Source organism: uncultured Pontibacter sp. (assembly GCF_947495565.1).
Lineage (GTDB): Bacteria > Bacteroidota > Bacteroidia > Cytophagales > Hymenobacteraceae > Pontibacter.
Window position 1 is genome coordinate 150,810 of the sequence record NZ_CANLZM010000005.1, and the last position, 17,916, is coordinate 168,725.

Consider the following 17,916-nt stretch of genomic DNA (forward strand, 5'->3'; position numbering starts at 1 on the left):
ATGCACAGGATGAGGTACTACTACATTATACTTGCAGACAGCTGAGAAGGTGTAGCTAAGAGTAGGTTATACTTTTCTGCTCTCGCAGAAAGCAAGTTTAAAACTTGCCGCAAGTTTAGCGCAGCATCATTTGCGGTTGTAATAAAACAGAATCAACAACTAACAATTTAACAATTAATAGCTGCCGTTATACTTGCGCACGAACCACTCCACGCACACCAGCCCCAGCAGCAGGAAAAACAGCCATTTCATGTCTACCAGATCGCTAAGTTCTTCGTTGCTGTAGATTACGTTTTTATGATCAGCCTGCAGAATGTCCTGCTCCAGCTGCTGCAGTTGCTCCGGAAAGTATAGCCTGGAGCCGCTGTTGCTGGCCAACTGGTACAGCAAGGTATGGTCGGCTACAGCGTTCAGGGCCTCCAGTTGCAGCTCTTCCACAATAAATTCACCTGCGTCTTTCTGCGGCTGTCCGTTTATACTTGCCGTGGCTGTGTAAGTATAGCGCCCACCCGACAGCGTCCCGATGTTCACGCCGCTCTGGTTTTCGCCGTTGGCAAACGTAAAGGTCTTTGTCTGGGCATCCTCACCCGTAATATTCAAGGTGATGTTCTGACCGTAAATAGGCTCCAGGGCCTCGTCGTATGCTTCGGCGCTAAACCGTATCTCGTCTGAACTTGTATACTCCGTCTGGATTGGGTAAACGTTCAGTCGCTTTTTATTGCGGGGAGCGCTTAGTAGCTGCACCAGGTTCGTGATGAGCTGATCGTAAACCTGGGGCTGCTCGTGGTTAGCCGCTTCCTGCAGGCGCCACTGCCATGTTCCGGAGGCAAGCATCACGGCGTTGCGTTTGTCGCCGGAGGTCTGCACAGCCAAAAGCGGCTTATTGGTACGCACGCGGCCAACCTGCTGGTAAAGTATAACTTCTGTGTTTGGCGCCAGCCGCACTTCCCCGAAAGGCACACGCGCCGGCGGAAACTCCTGCAAACGCTCTGTGGCAGCCTCGGGCAGCTGAAAATTGCTGAAGTTAGCGTTTGTTACGGCAGTCACCTCATCTGTCTGGCCACTGCTGATAAGGTTGATGCCTATGTTGAGGCGGTTAAAGTTGGCAAGGTCGCTTTGCGGGCCAAGTATGTAGAGAGCGGGCAGGTTTTTCTGGCGCACCAGGTTTAGCGCCGGCTCGGCACCGGCCATTCGCGCTGGCAACTGGTGCAGCACAGCCACATCATAATTCTGCTGTTTTAGCTCGTTTAAGCTAGGGATAAAAAGTTCTATCTCATAGTTTTCGTTAGACTCGATGGCGGAGCGGATAGCTTTGATGTCGGGGTGCGGGGCAGCGGCGGCAATCAGCACTTTAATCTTGCCTTTTACCACATCAATATAGGCGTGTTTTGTATTATTGATAGTTGTGAACTCGTCCTGAAGCGGCTCTACCTGCACCACGTAATGGCGTTTGCCCAGCCCGCTTGCCAGCACCTGAAACGGCACCTGCTGCAGCGGTTGGTTATCGCGGAGCAGCACTCTTTTGCTCACAACCGTTTTGCCGTTCTCCTGAAGTATAACGTTGGCTGTTCTGCCGCCAAAGCCCTCGTGCTGCAACTCAACCTCCAACGGAAAACGGCTACCGCTGTAGTTTACTTTGTTGTAGCGCAACGAGGCCACCAATACATCTTTCTTCGGTACGGTATCGCCCACGGCCACAGGGTATAAAGTATAGCCGAAATTGCTGTAGGTAGGGGAGAGCCCCTGGTTCACGATGCCATCCGAGAGCAGCACGACGCCTGCCAGGTTCTGCTCTGCATAACTCTCTTGTACCCGCTGCAGCAGCTGGCTCAGGTTTGTGGTTTGGGTGCCATACGCTATCTCGCTTATGCTTTGCTGCTGTTGCTCCCCCAGTGTCTGTACGGCTGTCTGATATCCTTCTTCCTCTAGCCGCTCCCGCACCTGTTGCAGTTGCTGCAGCGTGGCCTGTAGCTCCGTAGAGTCAGAAAACAGCTTCACCGACTGTGAGTTATCTACTGCAAACACAATAGTAGGCGGCACTGTATTATTGGATATAAACCTGACCATCGGCCCCAGCAGCAGGAAACAAAGTATGCTTACCACCACAAACCGCAGAGCCGCCAGCCCATAGTTCAGGGCTTTGGGCCAAGGAGATTTCCTACTGTACAGTAGCCACGCATACAATGCACCCGCTGCCAGGCAGGCAAGTACAAGCCAGGGAGAGGCGGTGGTTATGAGGCGGAGCGAGAACAATGGTTTGAGTTAGAAAGTTAGAGCGTTAGAAAGTTAGAACTACGGCAGCGCCACATGTATGGGTGCGGGTAGCAATTTGCTGGAACAGGCGGACACTTGAGACATAGCTATACCAGCAAAACTAAAGTTAAAACAAAAAGACCAATGCTACTAACGTAAACGCCGCCGCATTGGTCTTTTATCAATTATGAATGTTTATTATAAAAGTACCTAAACAGGTAAATTCCATTCTTAATCCCTAATTCCTAATTATTAAGTTAGCATGCCGCCGTCTACCTGCAGCACCTGTCCGGAGATGTACGCTGAGTCGTCGGAGGCCAGGAACACGGCTGCTTTAGCCACATCCTCCGGGGTGCCGCCACGGCGCAACGGAATAGCCTTGCGCCACTCGTCTACCACTTTCTGGTCCAGTTCGCCGGTCATCTCAGTTTCGATAAAGCCTGGGGCAATGGCGTTGCAGCGGATATTGCGCGAGCCAAGCTCCAGCGCCACCGACTTGGTAAAGCCGATGATACCCGCTTTAGAGGCCGCATAGTTTGCCTGACCAGCGTTGCCTTTTATACCTACCACAGAGGTAATGTTGATGATAGAGCCGCTCTTGGCTCGCATCATGTGCTTGGTGGCCGCCTTCGTCACTGCAAAAACCGACTTGAGGTTAACGTTCATCACGGCATCCCACTGCTCTTCGTTCATACGCATCAGCAGTCCGTCGCGGGTAATGCCAGCGTTGTTCACCACCACATCAATTTTCCCGAACTCCTTTACCACGTCCTCTACCAGTTGCTCTGCCTGGGCGTAGTCAGAGGCATCGGAGCGGTAGCCTTTCACGTTGCCGCCACCGGCTGCCAGTTCTTGCTCTAGCTGCTGTCCTTTTTCTACACTTGAGAGGTAGGTAAACGCTACCTTTGCGCCCATTTCCACAAACTGCTGTGCAATGGCTCGTCCTATTCCTTTTGAGGCCCCGGTAATCAGGGCTACTTTTCCTTCTAATGCTTTCATGGGAGCCAAAGTTAAAAAAGATTTCCGTATTCCGAAGTAGGGACCTTATAGCTTCTGCTGAAGACCTTTAAACGGTTGTTGTTTAGCAGGTTGGCAGTAGTATAATAAAAAAGGTAAATGTTGCTATATAGGCCTTTGTTATATGTTTGATTCTAGTGAATGCATTGCAACATATTTATAATCTGATTATTGTGTAAAAATTGACTTTTATTTTTATAGGTTAAAGCCTATTTTCGTGTCGATTTTTAACCAAAAGTATCCCAAAACTCATGCTGAAACGCAGAAAAGGACTTGCCATCCTGATCGCGTTGTCGTTGTTGATCTGCATTACGGCTGCGCAAACATTGAACTTTATCCCAGTAAATGTACTAGGTACAAAACGAGCAGAAGCCGCTTCTGCTGAGTATGTTGTAGATAATAAACGGATAAAGGCTGCCCCTGCGCCGGTCGTCTACGGCATCGCCACCGACTCCCTGGAGATAGTAGAAGGAGAGGTGGAGCGCGGGGAGGTGCTATCCCAGATTCTGGCCCAATACAACATCGACCCAACCACAGTACACAACCTGGCTCAGAAGGCGAAAGACGTATTTAATGTGCGTCGTATAGCTGCTGGCCGTAACTACATGATCCTGCATGCGCGCGACTCTGCGCAAACTGCCCGCTTCTTTATTTATGAGCCCAACCAGGTAGAGTATGTGATTTATGACCTGCGCGACAGCCTGGCTGTAACACTGGAAAAGCGAAAAGTGGAGGTGCTGGAGCGAACAATTGCCGGCGAGATTAACAGCTCCCTGTACGTGAGCATGGTAGAGGCCGGAGGATCTCCACAACTGGTAAACAGCTTTGCCGACATTTTTGCCTGGCGCCTCGACCTGAACCGCCTGCAGCCCGGCGATAGCTTTAAGCTTATTTATGAAGAAAAAGTAGTGAACGGGGAAACGATTGGCTTCGGAGCATTAAAATCTGCTGTGTTTGAGCACGAAGGAGAAGAGATTTATGCGATTGGTTTTGATGAAGGGAATGGCCTGAACTATTATGACCAAAAGGGGCAAAGCCTCAAAAGAGCCTTCCTAAAGGAGCCCTTGGAGTATAGCCGCATTAGCTCACGTTTTTCTAAGCGCCGCTTCCATCCGGTGCAGAAGCGTTATAAAGCTCATTTAGGTACTGATTTTGCCGCTCCTCGTGGCACACCGATCCGTACAGTGGGCGATGGTGTGGTGATAGCAGCCCATTATACAAGAGGCAACGGTTACTTTGTGAAGGTTCGCCACAACGAGACTTATACAACACAATACCTGCACATGTCTAAATTTGCCAAGGGTGTCCGGAAAGGTGCACGCGTTAAAATGGGGCAAACTATCGGGTACGTAGGCAGCACCGGCCTGGCCACCGGACCGCACCTTTGCTACCGCTTCTGGAAGAATGGGCGACAAGTGGATGCCCTGCGCGTGAAACTGCCAGCTGCCAACCCCGTGGCTAGAAAGAACATGGACGTGTTCGATACAGTGAAAGACCAGACAATGCAGCGTATGCAGGCCATCGATATCAAAAGTGTAAAACAGGAGCTGCTGGCTTCCGGTAAAAACAAAGAACCAAACGATGCATAAAACTATACTTTAGTGAATATTTGAATATTAATGTAAAAGGCGCTGTTTTCAGCGCCTTTTGTTGTTTTACTGCCAGAGGATGAAGTTTATGCTTCCTCCTGCTCTTTCGGATTTGTAATCCGAAAGTATAATAAAAGCAAATTTGTAATCCACCTGTTTGCCATTTAAGACTGCCTTTACAATACGGATTACAAATCCGCTTTTAGTTGGTTTCGGATTGCAAACCCGGAACAGCTGTGACCCGCTCATAACTGTTCCGGGTTAACATTTACGGAACGTTAAAAACAAAAAGAGACGCAAAATTTGCGTCTCTCCAAGTATAGAAATCATACTATTCAATCTCAAGTACTGAGCTTACTTGCAGTACTTTTTCAGGTATGGTTCAGCTTCCTTCAAGCCCAGGTTTTTTGCTTTCGTCCAGTCGAGGCAGGCGTTGGCTTTTTCGCCGATGTTGTAGCGTGGTGCGCTGCGGTTATAATAGGCCTCTGCATACTCCTTGTCCAGCTCTATGGCTTTGGAGTAATCTGTGATAGCGTTGCGGTAATCTTTAAGCGCATAACGTACCAAACCGCGGTTGTTGTAGGCTCTGGCGTCCTTTGGTTTTAACTCTATGCCTTTGTTAAAGTCCTGAAGGGAGGCTTTGTAGTCGCGCAGGTTGTACCTCGAAAGGCCCCGGCTCAAATATGCCTCCGTATACTTGGCATCAGCGGCTATGGCTTTTGTAAAGTCTTCAATCGCACCTCTGTAGTCGCGCAGGCGGTCTTTTGACACGCCACGGTTGGTCAGGGTAGGGGCATGCTTTGGCTCCAGTTTCAGCACCTGGTCGTAGAGCTGTATGGCATCATTGTACCTGCCGGCTTTAAATTTCTCGTTTCCGCTCCTAAAGAGCTCTGTTGCAGTTTGCTGTGCAGCAGAATTAAAGGCAATCAGGAAAAAAAGTAATAGGGGTAAAATTCTCAGCATAAGCAATGGTAATTTATACTTTCAGGGGCTAAAATACGGCAGCATTGCGCATCCTCAAAATATAATTAGGATTTTTATAGTATGGAGGCCTGCTGGTGCCATGGTGATGCAGCCATTGTGCTAATAATCAGAAGGGTAAAAGGTGGTTTTGTAGAGTTGGGATTATCGTTTAATTTTGTCTGTCAACTATAATTAAGATACTATGGCATCAAAATACGATTTAGTAGTGCTGGGTAGTGGCCCGGGTGGCTATGTAGCCGCAATTCGTGCCTCGCAGCTAGGTATGAAAGTAGGTGTTATCGAGCGCGAGTCGCTGGGGGGCATCTGCCTGAACTGGGGCTGTATCCCGACTAAGGCACTGCTGAAAAGCGCAAATGTTTTTGAGTACATCAACCACGCGTCAGATTATGGTATTTCTGTAGGAGAGGCTTCTGTTGATTTTGATAAAGTGATTAAGCGCAGCCGCGGTGTAGCCGACGGCATGAGCAAAGGTATCCAGTTCCTGTTCCGCAAGAATAAGATTGATGCCATTATGGGTACTGGTAAAGTAGTAGCCAAAGGCAAGCTGGAGGTTACAGATGCAGAAGGCAAGAAAAGCACAGTAGAGGCTGATAATATCATTATCGCAACTGGTGCGCGCTCCCGTGAGCTGCCTAACCTGCCAATAGACGGCAAGAAGATCATCGGATACCGCCAGGCAATGGTGCTGGATAAAAAGCCGGAAAGCATGGTGGTAGTTGGTTCTGGTGCCATTGGGGTGGAGTTTGCATACTTCTACAACGCGATGGGCACGAAGGTGACGATTGTGGAGTACATGCCAAACATCGTGCCTGTAGAGGACGAGGAAGTATCGCGCCAGCTGTCTAAGTCTCTCCGTAAGTCAGGCATCAACATCATGACTGATTCGTCTGTTGAGGCTGTGGACACGAGCGGTGATATCTGCAAGGTTAAAGTTAAAACTGCCAAAGGCGAGGAAACACTGGAGGCTGAGGTCGTACTTTCTGCGGTAGGTATCCAGACTAACCTGGAGAACATCGGCCTGGAAGAGCTTGGCATCAAAGTAGACAAAGGCCGCGTGATTGTAGACGAGTACTACAAAACAAACGTGGATGGCATCTACGCTATCGGTGACATCGTGCCAGGCCCAGCGTTGGCGCACGTAGCTTCTGCCGAAGGTATTATCTGCGTGGAGAAACTTGCAGGCCACGATCCGGAGCCGTTGAACTATGGCAACATACCGGGTTGTACGTACTGCTCTCCTGAGATTGCCTCTGTTGGCTTAACCGAGAAAGCCGCGCGTGAGCAAGGCCTTGAGATTAAAGTTGGGAAGTTTCCGTTCTCAGCGTCTGGTAAGGCAAGTGCTGCCGGTGCTAAAGATGGCTTCGTGAAAGTGATTTTCGATGCCAAGTATGGCGAGTTCCTGGGCGCGCACATGATTGGCGCAAACGTAACCGAGATGATTGCAGAAGTGGTGGTTGCCCGTAAACTGGAGACTACCGGCCACGAGATCATCAAGTCGGTGCACCCGCACCCAACCATGAGCGAAGCGATTATGGAAGCCGCCGCTGCCGCTTACGATGAGGTGATACACCTGTAAACAGAAAGTATAGCGATACAAAAAAGGGGTTGGTCGAAAATTCGGCCAACCCCTTTTTATTTTATGGGATATGGTTGAAACTTGTAGTCGCTGCCGGCGCTGCCGCAGTGCATACACGACCTAACTATACCTATAAACTATGAAGAAATCACTCATTTTGGTAGGAGCCTGCCTCTGGTACGGCCTCGCCAATGCCACACCCGACACCCTGCAAATAAAAGCAGCGGATCTGCGCATGCACCAGCTCAAGCCTGGCCTGCGGCAGTACATGGTCACGATCCGGAAGCCCGATAAGCCGGACGTGCTCAGCCAGTCGCTTTGGAACCGCGATGTGCGCCTCGAAAAGTATAAAGGCAAAGATCGCCTGGTTATACGGCAGAGCTGGGTCGGGGCCGATAGCACCACCAACCGCAGGATCTTCTCTATCTGCGAAAGCGACTTCACTCCGGTTTACCACACCAGCACCTCGTTCAGAGGCACGGCTGCGTTCGAGTTCCGGCAGGGGCAGGTAGTAGGCTCGGATACCACGCAGCACAATGCCTTTAAGGGGTTTAAAGTGGAATCGCCGGAGCAGGCGTTTAACTGGGAGCTGGACCTGGAGTTTTTCGAAACGCTGCCGCTGAAGGCGAATACCGTGTACAGCATCAACTTTTACCACCCCGGCAGCAGGCCCGGCCCGGCAGAGAAACTCTATGAGGTAATCGGCTCAGAGAAAATCCCGACGCCTGGGAATACCCAGACCGATTGCTGGAAACTCCGCACCGAGTATGGCAACGGAAACTATGCTATCTTCTGGATCAGCAAAAAAGGCCATGAGGTGCTAAAGATGGAGGAGGAGTTTAACGGCGCTATACGCCACAAAGTAAAACTCAGCACCAGTGCCGGAAAGTATATTTAAGGCTTGAGGTCTTTTCTTCCTGGGTTTACTGATTTACAAAGACGAGCTGCAACGGCTCGTCTTTCTTTTTACAAGAATCTATAAAACTTTTCGTTTTGCATAGAAGCAGTGTGTTTAGCCAGATTCACTAATTATACTTAACTTGTACGCCTTTTACAGCCCTTATTATAGTACTGCTGTAGATGCTGTAGGCAAGTTGGCACTGTTATGGCTTTAATTACACCGAATCTTAAGCTAGAGGTTCTTTTATCAACGATTCACTCTTCTGCTCTTTTAGCTTTGTGTGGGTTTATTTTTCATCACACCATTACCCAAACATGAAGCTTAAAGGCAAAGTAAAATTCGTATCCAAAGATAAAAACCTCTTTTTCGCTACCCTCCGCAAGCGCGTAGACGCTTATTTTAAAGAGAACAATATCCCTAAAACGGCTAACACGGCCATGGTCGTGAAAAGCGTGGTGCTGCTGTTAATGTATGTGCTGCCGTTTGTGGCCATTCTGGCGCTACAGCCTGCTTGGCCACTTAGCCTGCTGCTGTGGTTTGTAATGGGTCTGGGCGTGGCCGGTATTGGCATGAGCGTAATGCACGACGCCAATCACGGCGCCTTCTCCAGCAATAAAAAAGTTAACTTCCTGATGGGGCATACTTTGAACCTGGTAGGCGGGTCGGCCTTTAACTGGAAGCTGCAGCACAACATCCTGCACCATACTTACACCAACGTAGTGGAGATGGACGAGGACATTCAGGACAGGCTGGTGCTACGATTCTCGCCGCATACTAAGGTAAAGTTCTTCCATAAGCTGCAGTGGGTGTACGCCTTCATGTTTTATGGGCTGCTTACATTGTACTGGGTAGTGGCAAAAGATTTTGTGCAGTATGGTCTTTTTATTAAAAATGGAGTAAATGTCAACACTGCTTCAGAAAACAAATCCATGCTTCTGAAGCTTGTAATAATGAAGTTGCTATACTTTTTTGTAGTGTTAGCGGTGCCCACGCTGTTTTTCGGGATTCCTTTTCTGGAGGTGCTGCTTGGCTTTCTGCTGATGCACTTTGTGGCGGGTATTATACTTACAGTGGTGTTTCAGTTGGCGCACACGGTGGAGGGCACCAGTCACCCAAGGCCTGATGCGCATGGCAACATCGAGAATGATTGGGCCATCCATCAGCTAAACACAACGGTTAACTTCTCGCGGAATAACAAGCTGCTGTCCTGGTACGTGGGCGGCCTTAATTTCCAGATAGAGCACCACCTGTTTCCGCGTGTCTGCCATGTGCATTATCCGGCTATCGCGCATATCGTAAAGGAAACAGCTGCCGAGTTTAATATCCCTTATCTCGAAAACGAAACGTTTTTAAAGGCCGTACGCTCTCATATTGCTACCTTGCACCGCTTTGGCAGGTTACCGAACATTAATGAGGCAATTGCTTAGCATTTTTAAAATGCCAAGGTTTTTTTAAGGGACTCGAAAGTTTTAACTTAAGGGCCGATTTTACCAATTATGAAGTTTATTAAATGAAATTAAAAGGCAAAGTAAAATTCGTTAACAAAGACAAAAGCCTGTTTTTCCCAACGCTGCGCAAACGTGTAGACGCCTATTTTACTGAAAACAATCTATCTAAGTCCGGTAACAATGCGTTGCTGACTAAAAGTATTATACTGCTGCTGCTTTACCTAGTGCCCTTTGCGGGGCTGCTGGCTTTTACGCCGGGCTTGTTTGTAAGTCTGCTGCTTTGGTTTGTGATGGGAATAGGCGTGGCGGGCGTTGCCATGAGTGTGATGCACGACGCCAACCACGGAGCCTTCTCCACAAACAAAACCATAAATTACCTGATGGCGCATTCTGTGAATCTGCTAGGCGCCTCGGCTTTTAACTGGAAGCTGCAGCACAATATACTGCACCATACTTATACCAACGTGGCGGATATGGACGAAGATATTGACGATATCGTGTTTATGCGTTTCTCCCCACACACCAAAGTAAAGTTCTTCCATAAAATCCAGTGGGCATATGCATTTCTGTTTTACGGGCTGCTTACGCTGTATTGGGTTATTCTGAAGGATTTCGTTCAGTTCTTTAAATATATCAAAAGCGGCGTAAATGCCAACTCAAAAGCAAAGAACAGGGTTGCCTTCGCGAAGATTGTAGCATTTAAGGTGCTGTATTTCTTTTGCGTGCTTGTGGCACCGACGCTTGTTTTCGGAATACCGTTTCTTGAAGTTCTGGGTGGCTTCCTGCTGATGCATTTTGTAACCGGAATTATACTTTCCACGGTGTTTCAGTTGGCGCACACGGTGGAGGGCACCAGCCATCCGCTGCCTGGCGAGAATGGCACCATAGAGAACGATTGGGCTATCCACCAGCTCAACACTACTGCCAATTTCTCGCGCAGAAGCAGGCTGTTGTCCTGGTACGTAGGCGGCCTTAACTTTCAGGTAGAGCACCACCTGTTCCCGCGCATATCGCATGTGCATTACCCCGCTATTGCCGATATTGTGAAGCAGACTGCCGCAGAGTATAATATTCCGTACCTTGAGAGCGAAACATTTGTGCAGGCCGTGCGGTCGCATTTAGCTACGCTGCACCGCTTCGGTAGGCTGCAGCTGCCCCGGCTAAGCGAGGTAATGGCCTAAGTATAAACACTATTAAAATCATAGCAAGACAGGCGGCGGGAAAGCTTTCCCGCCGCCTGTCTTGCTATATACTTTCCTGAATAATTTTTTGATCTATGTAACACAACCTACTCAGAAATATTCTTTAATTTTATATATTCAAAATGATATGTTTTTATGAGCAATACTATAAGCGCAGCTACTAAGAGCCGTTACCAACTGGTGGATTACAGCGAGGCAGGAACAGAAGTGCAGGCAATTTATGACAACACCATGCAAACGTTGCAGCTGCCTTTTGTACTAAATTGGTTTAAGTGCCAGGGCAATAGCGCTACGCTTTTGCGGGGCAACTGGGCCAAATTAAAAGCAACGCTCATAGAGGGGCAAGTGCCGAACGTGCTCAAGCAGCTGATCATCTACAACGTATCTAACCTACGTGGCTGCGATTATTGCGCACAGGCACACGGAATTTTTGCCGATAGTATGAGCGCGATGATTAGCACCGAAGAAGGCTACCAGGCAACCAACCTGGATTCGCCGCTGCTGCCAAACAGCTACAAAACAGCCATCCGTTTGGTAACGAAAGCGGCGCTGCATACTCAGCAGCTGTCTGATGAGGATTTTCTGGAGCTGGAGCAGGAGGGTTTCACAGACTCGGAGGTGCAGGAGCTGATGGCGCAGGCAGACCTAGTGAACATGCTGAACACAATTGCCACCATTTCCGGCATAAAGCTCGATAACGAACTGGCCGAGGCTGAGTTTTAAAAAGCGAAAAACGGACGGTGGAAAACCAGGTATACAGGATAACCTACGAGGCTTTTTCCAGGTTTTCGAACAGCCTGATGTGCTGCCGCACGCTGGAGGCCGTGGCAGCGTCTTTTCGGTTAAACCTGAAGTACCTCTTTAACTTCCATGTTTTCAGGGCCAGCTATTGCCGGGGTAATACTTACCTGCACCTCGAGGTAACAGCCGCAGGAGCTGTCATAACAAAGCAGGGGCACGCTAGCTTTTTATCATTTGAGGAAGAGCTGCTGGAGCGCCGGGTGCCGCGGCACTGGCAAAACCTGCAGGAGTTGCAGCTGCCCCAAGATTATAGCCAGCCAGCCGAGGAGCTGCCGGAGCTGTGGGGCTGGGTAATTCAGAATGATGAAAACAGGCACATTGTGGTGTCGGTGCTGGCAGGGAAGAGCCGCCTCTTCACCCGAAAAGATATCAATTTCCTGAAGCTGGTGGCCGAGAACCTGGAGGCAAAACTGTTCGAGTTGTGCCTGCTGCAGGAGCTGGACGAAAAGAACAAGCGGCTGCAGCACGCGCTGGACACAATTAACGAGCAGAACCAGGTTATCTCCTCTATTGTGGAGTATCAGCAGGAAGTTATTGTTGAGCGCACCAAAGAAGTGGCTGCTAAAAATGCAAAGCTCCTGGAGGTGTCTGTACTGAACGCCCACAACGTGCGGGAGCCGCTAAGCCGGGTGCTGGGACTGGTAAACCTGCTTGAAATGCGTGAATGGCCGCTAGAGGAAGTCCGGCAGAACTTTTTACCGCGCCTGAAAACATCGGCGCAGGATTTGGATATAGCCCTGAAAGAGGTAATCGAGAAATCAACCGCAGACTTGATAGAATTAAAAGCTTAAGAAAATTAGAATGAAAAGGATAGTACTGGTGGATGACATGGAGATTTTTAACTTCATCATGGTCAATTCTATAAAAAGCGTAAATCCTGCTTACTGCGTGCATGATTTTACCAGCCCGGTGCAGGCATTCTCAGCCATCGAAGAACTGGATCCGCACCTGGTCTTCCTGGACCTGAACATGCCTGAGATGGACGGCTGGGCGTTTCTGGAGAAAATGCAGGCCCGGAACATGAGCCAGAAAGTGTACATTCTGACTTCATCCACAAGTGAGCTGGACATACAGCGCTCAAAATCGTTTACCAATGTCGCCCGATTCCTGGTAAAACCCGTTGAGGAAGAACTGCTGGAGGAGATTCTGCAGGAGGGTGAGCTGGTCTGATCCGCAACTTTTAAAGTATAAACTGGCAGCTGCTCTTTTTTGTGGTTATGTTTGTATATACAAACAATAAGTATGCATTCAGTTGAATTAAGGCCATGCCAGCTGCAGGACCTGCAGGAGCTCCATAAAATAGCTATACGCTCTTACAACGATCATTATTTATACTTGTGGCTTGATGGCGGAGCCTGGTATGTAGACCGTAGTTTCAATAAGCAAACGTTGCTGGATGAGCTCAAAGATCCGCATGCCGCGTTTTATTTTGTCTATTCCGGAGCAGAACTGGTCGGTTTCCTGAAGCTGAACCTGCACAAAGCGCTGGAGAATTACACGGCAGAGGAGGCGCTGGAGCTGGAACGGATATACCTGCTTAAATCTGCCTCAGGCAAAGGAATTGGCAGGGAGGTTGTCCGGTTTACGAAAGCAGTTGCAGCCCAGTATAACAAGCGCATAATATGGTTAAAAGCGATGGACAGCAGCCGCTCGGTAGATTTCTATGAGCAGAACGGCTTTGTGAAGTGCGGCACGCATACCTTGCCTTTCGAGCAGATGAAGCCAGCCTACAGAGGCATGTTCGTGATGAAGTTGGAGCTGTAGAAGTATAGCCGTTAGTGTGAGGTGTAAAATAAGTATAGATTTAACATACTATAGCAATGCCAACTATACACAAAGTATACTGGGGAATCTTTATTGTGGCTGGACTAATACTTATGGAGTTTTTGTCCCACCCTAGTTCTCCTCAATTTTTCAATGACATAGTAGATAGCTACAAAAAAGATGAGGCTAAAATGGCTTCTATAGGTGGATATGAAAGTTATGAATATGAGTACAACAGCAAGCAGCGTAATAAGGATACACTAGATTATCTAATCACTATACATGGGCGCAGCGGCAGGATATCTTTAACAGGGAGAGCGGTTAAAAAGGATAACACCTGGCAGGTTATAGAACAAATTTCAGAGGGAAAGGATAATAGAGAATGAGTTTTATAAGTGCGCTTCTGTGACAATAAGCATGGAAATCTAGTTAATGTACATACATTAAACCAAAGTTTACCACTGCCTGTTGTAAATGCGGGCGTACTTTAGTGCCTTTAGAAAGGATAGAATATTGGAGACAACTCACGACATACTCATTATCGGAGCCGGGCCGATTGGGCTCGCTGCAGGGTTGGAGGCGCAGCGGAAGGGGCTGAGCTACCTGATTGTGGAGCGGGGCTGCCTTGTCAACTCTATCTACAACTACCCGCTCAACATGACTTTTTTCTCCACTTCGGAGCGACTGGAAATTGGAGGGATACCTTTTACCTCGCTTAACGCAAAACCGACCCGTGCCGAGGCGCTGGAGTATTACCGTCGTGTAGCCGATTCCGCAAACCTGCACATCAACCTGTTTGAGGAAGTGCAGCATCTGCAGCCTGAAGACGGTTTGTACCGCATTAGTACAAGCAAAGGCAGTTATAAGGCACACCATATAGTGGTGGCGCTAGGTTTTTATGGCATCCCGAATTTGTTGCACGTGCCCGGCGAGGACCTTCCAAAAGTGCGTCACTACTACTTTGACCCGCATTATTATTTCCGTCAGAAAGTAGTGGTGGTGGGCGCCAACAACTCTGCCGCCGATGCTGCCCTGGAAACCTGGCGTAAAGGAGCCGAGGTGACGCTGGTAGTGCGCCAGCCGGAGCTAGGAAGTATAAAGTACTGGACCAAACCCGACCTGGAGAACCGCATCAAAGAAGGCGACATAAAAGCTTATTTCAGCTCCAGCATCACAGAGGTGCGTGAGCATGAGGTGGATATACAAACGCCGGACGGCAAAGTGACGTTGGAGAATGATTTTGTGCTGGCCATGACAGGGTACCAACCAGATTTCAGTTTTCTGGAGAAAATAGGTGTGCAGCTGAGTCAGGATGAGAAGCGCTTGCCGCAGTATAACCCCGAAACCATGGAAACGAACCTGCCAAACGTATACTTGGCAGGCGTAGTGTGCGGCGGCATGGACACGCGGGTATGGTTTATTGAAAACTCGCGCGAGCACGCCGTAAAAATAGTAGATCACATCAAGCAGGAGCTACAGGAGGTGGAGAAAGTATAAAATAGAACCTCCTTTAATATTATAGCAGCTACTGCATCTAACAATGGTTCTACATACTTACTTATTACTGCCGCGAGCTTTCAGCTTTTAAGGCAAGCTTTCAGCTTGCGAAAGTATAGATGCCGCTAATTATCGTAAGCTGAAGACTTACCCTCATGTCAAACCACGGACTGAAAGCTCGCAGGAGGCATTTGGCGTTATACTTGCCTCTCCGATAAAAATCTCAGCTCGGCATTCAAAAGCATCAAGATCATCCACCCAAAGTATAAAACTTGCCAAGTTAGGAACAGAGTAAACTTGGCTCTATCTTTGTAGCTTGCTTTCTGCGCCTTTGAAACTATAAAAGCTTTTTTTAGGTTGATGAGAGCAACACCGGTCGGGAATGGCCTCTTTGCAGTTTCTGCACTATTTCAAACTCCGGCTACCTTACCGTGAAAGCAGCGCACATGGCGTTGCGCGGTTTTATTTGAAAAACCATTGAATGACATTCGAGAATCTTAATTTGATAGAGCCAATCCTAAAAGCTCTTAAAACAGAAGGATACACTACCCCAACCCCCATCCAAGCAAAATCAATCCCGCTTATACTTCAGAAAAAAGACCTGCTAGGCTGCGCCCAGACAGGCACCGGTAAAACAGCGGCTTTCTCTATTCCGATTCTGCAGTTGCTGCACGAAAACCAGGGAAATGACAAAGGACAGCGAAAGATCAAAGCACTTATACTTACACCAACCCGTGAGCTGGCCCTGCAAATTGGCGATAGCCTTGCAGCCTATGGCAAGCACACCGGCCTGAAACATACTGTGATATTTGGCGGTGTGCCGCAAAAGAAGCAAACCGACGCCCTGCGTGCCGGCATAGATATTCTGGTGGCTACACCCGGCCGATTGCTGGACCTGATGGCGCAGAAGTACGTGCACCTGCAGCATATTGAGCTTTTTGTGCTGGATGAGGCAGACCGCATGCTGGATATGGGTTTTGTGAATGATGTGAGGAAGGTGCTGAAAGTGCTGCCGGAGAAAAAGCAATCGCTGTTTTTCTCGGCCACTATGGCACCGGAAATCATGAAGCTTTCTGATACTATACTGGTAGACCCTGCCAAGGTGGAGGTAACGCCGGTATCGTCTACAGCTAACACCATTCAGCAGTCGGTATACTACGTGAAGGGCCCGGACAAGCGCAAGCTGTTGCTGCACCTGCTCAGGGATGAGGAGATGGAGAGCGTGCTGGTGTTTACCCGTACCAAACGCGGCGCCGACAGAGTAGCCAAAGATATTGCCAGTGCCGGTGTAACCGCAGAGGCCATACATGGTAACAAGGCACAGAACGCACGCGTAAGAGCGCTGGACAACTTTAAGTCTCGTAAAACACGTGTACTGGTTGCTACCGACATTGCCGCGCGTGGTATTGATGTGGACGACCTGAGCCACGTGGTAAATTACGAGCTGCCAAACGAACCTGAAACGTACGTGCACCGCATCGGGCGTACAGGTAGGGCAGGGGCAAGCGGCATTGCGCTATCGTTCTGCGGAGCTGATGAAGTGCCTTACCTGGCCAGCATCCAAAAGCTGATCTCTAAAAACGTGCCGGTGATTGATAACCACCCGTACCCGCTAACTGCCAAAGATTTTGCTGAGGCAGCCAGCACTATAAAAGAACAGAAGAAAAAAGGCGGCAGCAGAGGCGGTCGTGGTAACTGGGGCAATAAGCCGTCCGGTGAAGGCCAGCAGCGCAGCGCCGGTAGCAGCAACGGTACCCAAAGCCGCAGCAGCAGTGCCAACAGCAACAGACCTGCAGGTGGCCCCCGCAATAGCGGTGGCGGCAACAGACGCTGGAGCAGCAGTAAGCCAAAGACAAACGCTTAAGTATAGTCTTATAAAGTATAAAGTCCTGCCGGAGATGATCTGGCAGGACTTTATACTTTATAAGACTATACTTCCGTTGCGGTTTGCCTGGTGCGGCTCACCAGGTAGACCCCGGCAAATATAAGGAGCGCGTATAAAGCTTTCTCGATGGTAAAGACATCCTTGCCCACACTTATGGCAATAACAATAGCCAGCACCGGCTGCAGGTAAATATAGGCGCCAACCAAAGATGGGTTGGCATAGCGCAGCGCCCAGGTATTAAACAGATACGCGATAATGGTAACCGCAATCACCATAAAAGCGATGGCTACCCAGATAGAGTCCGGAAAGGAGTTGTAGTCAGGCGCCTGCACCTGTTGCCAGCCAAACGGAATAACGATAACAGCACCCACCGTAAAAATACGGCTCACCACAGTAAGGGCGTTATACTTTTGCATCAGCGGCTTTACCAGCACCAGGTATAAACCAAAGGAGGTGGCATTGAGAATAATGAGCAAATCGCCCCACAAGTTACCGGTAGTATGCTCGCTGCTGGAAGTATAAATCAGTAGGAACGCGCCTACAAAAGCCAGGGCAATACCTGAAACCTTGCGCGTGCTGATGCGCTCGCGCAGCAATATGGCCGAAAACACCAGCACCACCACCGGCACAATCACCATCAGCAGAGCCGCATTGATAGGCGCCGTTAAATTAAGCCCGGCAAAGAAACACAGCTGGTTTACCGCCACGCCTGTTACGCCGCATAGTATAACCCGCAGGTTATCCGCCCAACCTACAATCTTTTCTTTTGTGATAAGCCGTGTAAAAAAGCCAAAGAAAATAGCCGCCGATACCACCCGAATCACGATCAGGCCGAATGGCCCCATATATGCCGGCATCACTGCTTTAGCAATACTGTAATTACTCCCGTATATTAACGCCACCAGAAAGAGCGCTCCATGCACCTGCAATTGTTTGTTCATACAACAAAGGTACGTGCAAAATCTTTTCGGCACGTATATGTACAATCTTAAACTCGCT

General features: G+C 49.0%; 17 protein-coding genes. 12 read left to right on the forward strand and 5 right to left on the reverse strand.

The window, feature by feature from the left end:
- Positions 1 to 174: 174 nt before the first annotated feature.
- Together Q1B04_RS08615 and fabG are read right to left on the reverse strand one after the other, a co-directional pair.
- Positions 175 to 2,253 carry a VWA domain-containing protein gene (locus tag Q1B04_RS08615; RefSeq protein ID WP_299758104.1) on the reverse strand — a complete coding sequence of 693 codons (2,079 nt, stop codon included), beginning with the start codon at positions 2,251 to 2,253 and terminating at the stop codon, positions 175 to 177.
- Positions 2,254 to 2,505: 252 nt separating this feature from the next.
- On the reverse strand, positions 2,506 to 3,252 hold the full coding sequence (gene fabG / locus Q1B04_RS08620; RefSeq protein ID WP_299758106.1) for a 3-oxoacyl-[acyl-carrier-protein] reductase: 747 nt from the start codon (positions 3,250 to 3,252) through the stop codon (positions 2,506 to 2,508).
- A 269-nt stretch (positions 3,253 to 3,521) separates the two neighbouring features.
- Here fabG and Q1B04_RS08625 point away from each other — a divergent pair, with 269 nt between their 5' ends.
- Positions 3,522 to 4,859: a peptidoglycan DD-metalloendopeptidase family protein gene (locus Q1B04_RS08625; RefSeq protein WP_299758109.1), complete on the forward strand. Its 1,338-nt coding sequence runs from the start codon at positions 3,522 to 3,524 to the stop codon at positions 4,857 to 4,859.
- A gap of 66 nt (positions 4,860 to 4,925) precedes the next feature.
- Here the strand turns inward: Q1B04_RS08625 and Q1B04_RS08630 are convergent, their stop codons facing one another.
- Both Q1B04_RS08630 and Q1B04_RS08635 read right to left on the reverse strand, forming a co-directional pair.
- Entirely contained in the window at positions 4,926 to 5,108 is a 183-nt protein-coding gene (locus Q1B04_RS08630) for a hypothetical protein (RefSeq protein ID WP_299758112.1), read from the reverse strand.
- Positions 5,109 to 5,213: 105 nt separating this feature from the next.
- Positions 5,214 to 5,822 carry a tetratricopeptide repeat protein gene (locus tag Q1B04_RS08635; protein WP_299758115.1) on the reverse strand — a complete coding sequence of 203 codons (609 nt, stop codon included), beginning with the start codon at positions 5,820 to 5,822 and terminating at the stop codon, positions 5,214 to 5,216.
- A gap of 202 nt (positions 5,823 to 6,024) precedes the next feature.
- On the opposite strand from Q1B04_RS08635, the gene lpdA reads away from it, so the two are divergent.
- The 11 genes from lpdA to Q1B04_RS08690 all read left to right on the forward strand — a co-directional run bounded on the left by lpdA (position 6,025) and on the right by Q1B04_RS08690 (position 16,896).
- Complete coding sequence (gene lpdA, locus Q1B04_RS08640) at positions 6,025 to 7,419, forward strand: dihydrolipoyl dehydrogenase (protein ID WP_299758118.1); 1,395 nt, start codon at positions 6,025 to 6,027, stop codon at positions 7,417 to 7,419.
- A gap of 139 nt (positions 7,420 to 7,558) precedes the next feature.
- Positions 7,559 to 8,317: a hypothetical protein gene (locus tag Q1B04_RS08645; RefSeq protein ID WP_299758120.1), complete on the forward strand. Its 759-nt coding sequence runs from the start codon at positions 7,559 to 7,561 to the stop codon at positions 8,315 to 8,317.
- Positions 8,318 to 8,634: 317 nt separating this feature from the next.
- Complete coding sequence (locus Q1B04_RS08650) at positions 8,635 to 9,747, forward strand: acyl-CoA desaturase (RefSeq protein WP_299758123.1); 1,113 nt, start codon at positions 8,635 to 8,637, stop codon at positions 9,745 to 9,747.
- 83 nt (positions 9,748 to 9,830) lie between these two features.
- Positions 9,831 to 10,949 (forward strand): acyl-CoA desaturase, encoded by a 1,119-nt coding sequence (locus Q1B04_RS08655; RefSeq protein WP_299758126.1) that lies wholly within the window; start codon positions 9,831 to 9,833, stop codon positions 10,947 to 10,949.
- Positions 10,950 to 11,105: 156 nt separating this feature from the next.
- The gene (locus Q1B04_RS08660) at positions 11,106 to 11,693 is read left to right on the forward strand and encodes a carboxymuconolactone decarboxylase family protein (protein WP_299758128.1); all 588 of its coding nucleotides are present in this window, start codon (positions 11,106 to 11,108) and stop codon (positions 11,691 to 11,693) included.
- Between the two features lie 17 nt (positions 11,694 to 11,710).
- Entirely contained in the window at positions 11,711 to 12,562 is an 852-nt protein-coding gene (locus tag Q1B04_RS08665) for a hypothetical protein (protein ID WP_299758130.1), read from the forward strand.
- 10 nt (positions 12,563 to 12,572) lie between these two features.
- On the forward strand, positions 12,573 to 12,941 hold the full coding sequence (locus Q1B04_RS08670) for a response regulator (protein ID WP_299758132.1): 369 nt from the start codon (positions 12,573 to 12,575) through the stop codon (positions 12,939 to 12,941).
- Between the two features lie 72 nt (positions 12,942 to 13,013).
- Positions 13,014 to 13,535 (forward strand): GNAT family N-acetyltransferase, encoded by a 522-nt coding sequence (locus tag Q1B04_RS08675; RefSeq protein WP_299758135.1) that lies wholly within the window; start codon positions 13,014 to 13,016, stop codon positions 13,533 to 13,535.
- 113 nt (positions 13,536 to 13,648) lie between these two features.
- Positions 13,649 to 13,921 (forward strand): hypothetical protein, encoded by a 273-nt coding sequence (locus Q1B04_RS08680; protein WP_299758137.1) that lies wholly within the window; start codon positions 13,649 to 13,651, stop codon positions 13,919 to 13,921.
- 88 nt (positions 13,922 to 14,009) lie between these two features.
- Complete coding sequence (locus Q1B04_RS08685) at positions 14,010 to 15,032, forward strand: YpdA family putative bacillithiol disulfide reductase (protein WP_299758140.1); 1,023 nt, start codon at positions 14,010 to 14,012, stop codon at positions 15,030 to 15,032.
- 481 nt (positions 15,033 to 15,513) lie between these two features.
- Positions 15,514 to 16,896, forward strand: coding sequence for a DEAD/DEAH box helicase (locus Q1B04_RS08690; protein WP_299758142.1), 1,383 nt, complete (start codon positions 15,514 to 15,516; stop codon positions 16,894 to 16,896).
- A gap of 65 nt (positions 16,897 to 16,961) precedes the next feature.
- Here Q1B04_RS08690 and Q1B04_RS08695 read toward each other — a convergent pair whose 3' ends face one another.
- Complete coding sequence (locus tag Q1B04_RS08695) at positions 16,962 to 17,858, reverse strand: DMT family transporter (protein WP_299758145.1); 897 nt, start codon at positions 17,856 to 17,858, stop codon at positions 16,962 to 16,964.
- Positions 17,859 to 17,916: the final 58 nt, after the last annotated feature.

Coding starts and splice junctions, on each gene's coding strand:
- Q1B04_RS08690 (WP_299758142.1), top strand. CDS start 15,514: ATGACATTCGAGAATCTTAATTTGATAGAGCCAATCCTAAAAGCTCTT.
- Q1B04_RS08670 (WP_299758132.1), top strand. CDS start 12,573: ATGAAAAGGATAGTACTGGTGGATGACATGGAGATTTTTAACTTCATC.
- lpdA (WP_299758118.1), top strand. CDS start 6,025: ATGGCATCAAAATACGATTTAGTAGTGCTGGGTAGTGGCCCGGGTGGC.
- fabG (WP_299758106.1), bottom strand. CDS start 3,252: ATGAAAGCATTAGAAGGAAAAGTAGCCCTGATTACCGGGGCCTCAAAA.
- Q1B04_RS08655 (WP_299758126.1), top strand. CDS start 9,831: ATGAAATTAAAAGGCAAAGTAAAATTCGTTAACAAAGACAAAAGCCTG.
- Q1B04_RS08635 (WP_299758115.1), bottom strand. CDS start 5,822: ATGCTGAGAATTTTACCCCTATTACTTTTTTTCCTGATTGCCTTTAAT.
- Q1B04_RS08660 (WP_299758128.1), top strand. CDS start 11,106: ATGAGCAATACTATAAGCGCAGCTACTAAGAGCCGTTACCAACTGGTG.
- Q1B04_RS08680 (WP_299758137.1), top strand. CDS start 13,649: ATGGAGTTTTTGTCCCACCCTAGTTCTCCTCAATTTTTCAATGACATA.
- Q1B04_RS08650 (WP_299758123.1), top strand. CDS start 8,635: ATGAAGCTTAAAGGCAAAGTAAAATTCGTATCCAAAGATAAAAACCTC.
- Q1B04_RS08695 (WP_299758145.1), bottom strand. CDS start 17,858: ATGAACAAACAATTGCAGGTGCATGGAGCGCTCTTTCTGGTGGCGTTA.
- Q1B04_RS08630 (WP_299758112.1), bottom strand. CDS start 5,108: ATGAGCGGGTCACAGCTGTTCCGGGTTTGCAATCCGAAACCAACTAAA.
- Q1B04_RS08685 (WP_299758140.1), top strand. CDS start 14,010: ATGCGGGCGTACTTTAGTGCCTTTAGAAAGGATAGAATATTGGAGACA.
- Q1B04_RS08625 (WP_299758109.1), top strand. CDS start 3,522: ATGCTGAAACGCAGAAAAGGACTTGCCATCCTGATCGCGTTGTCGTTG.
- Q1B04_RS08675 (WP_299758135.1), top strand. CDS start 13,014: ATGCATTCAGTTGAATTAAGGCCATGCCAGCTGCAGGACCTGCAGGAG.
- Q1B04_RS08645 (WP_299758120.1), top strand. CDS start 7,559: ATGAAGAAATCACTCATTTTGGTAGGAGCCTGCCTCTGGTACGGCCTC.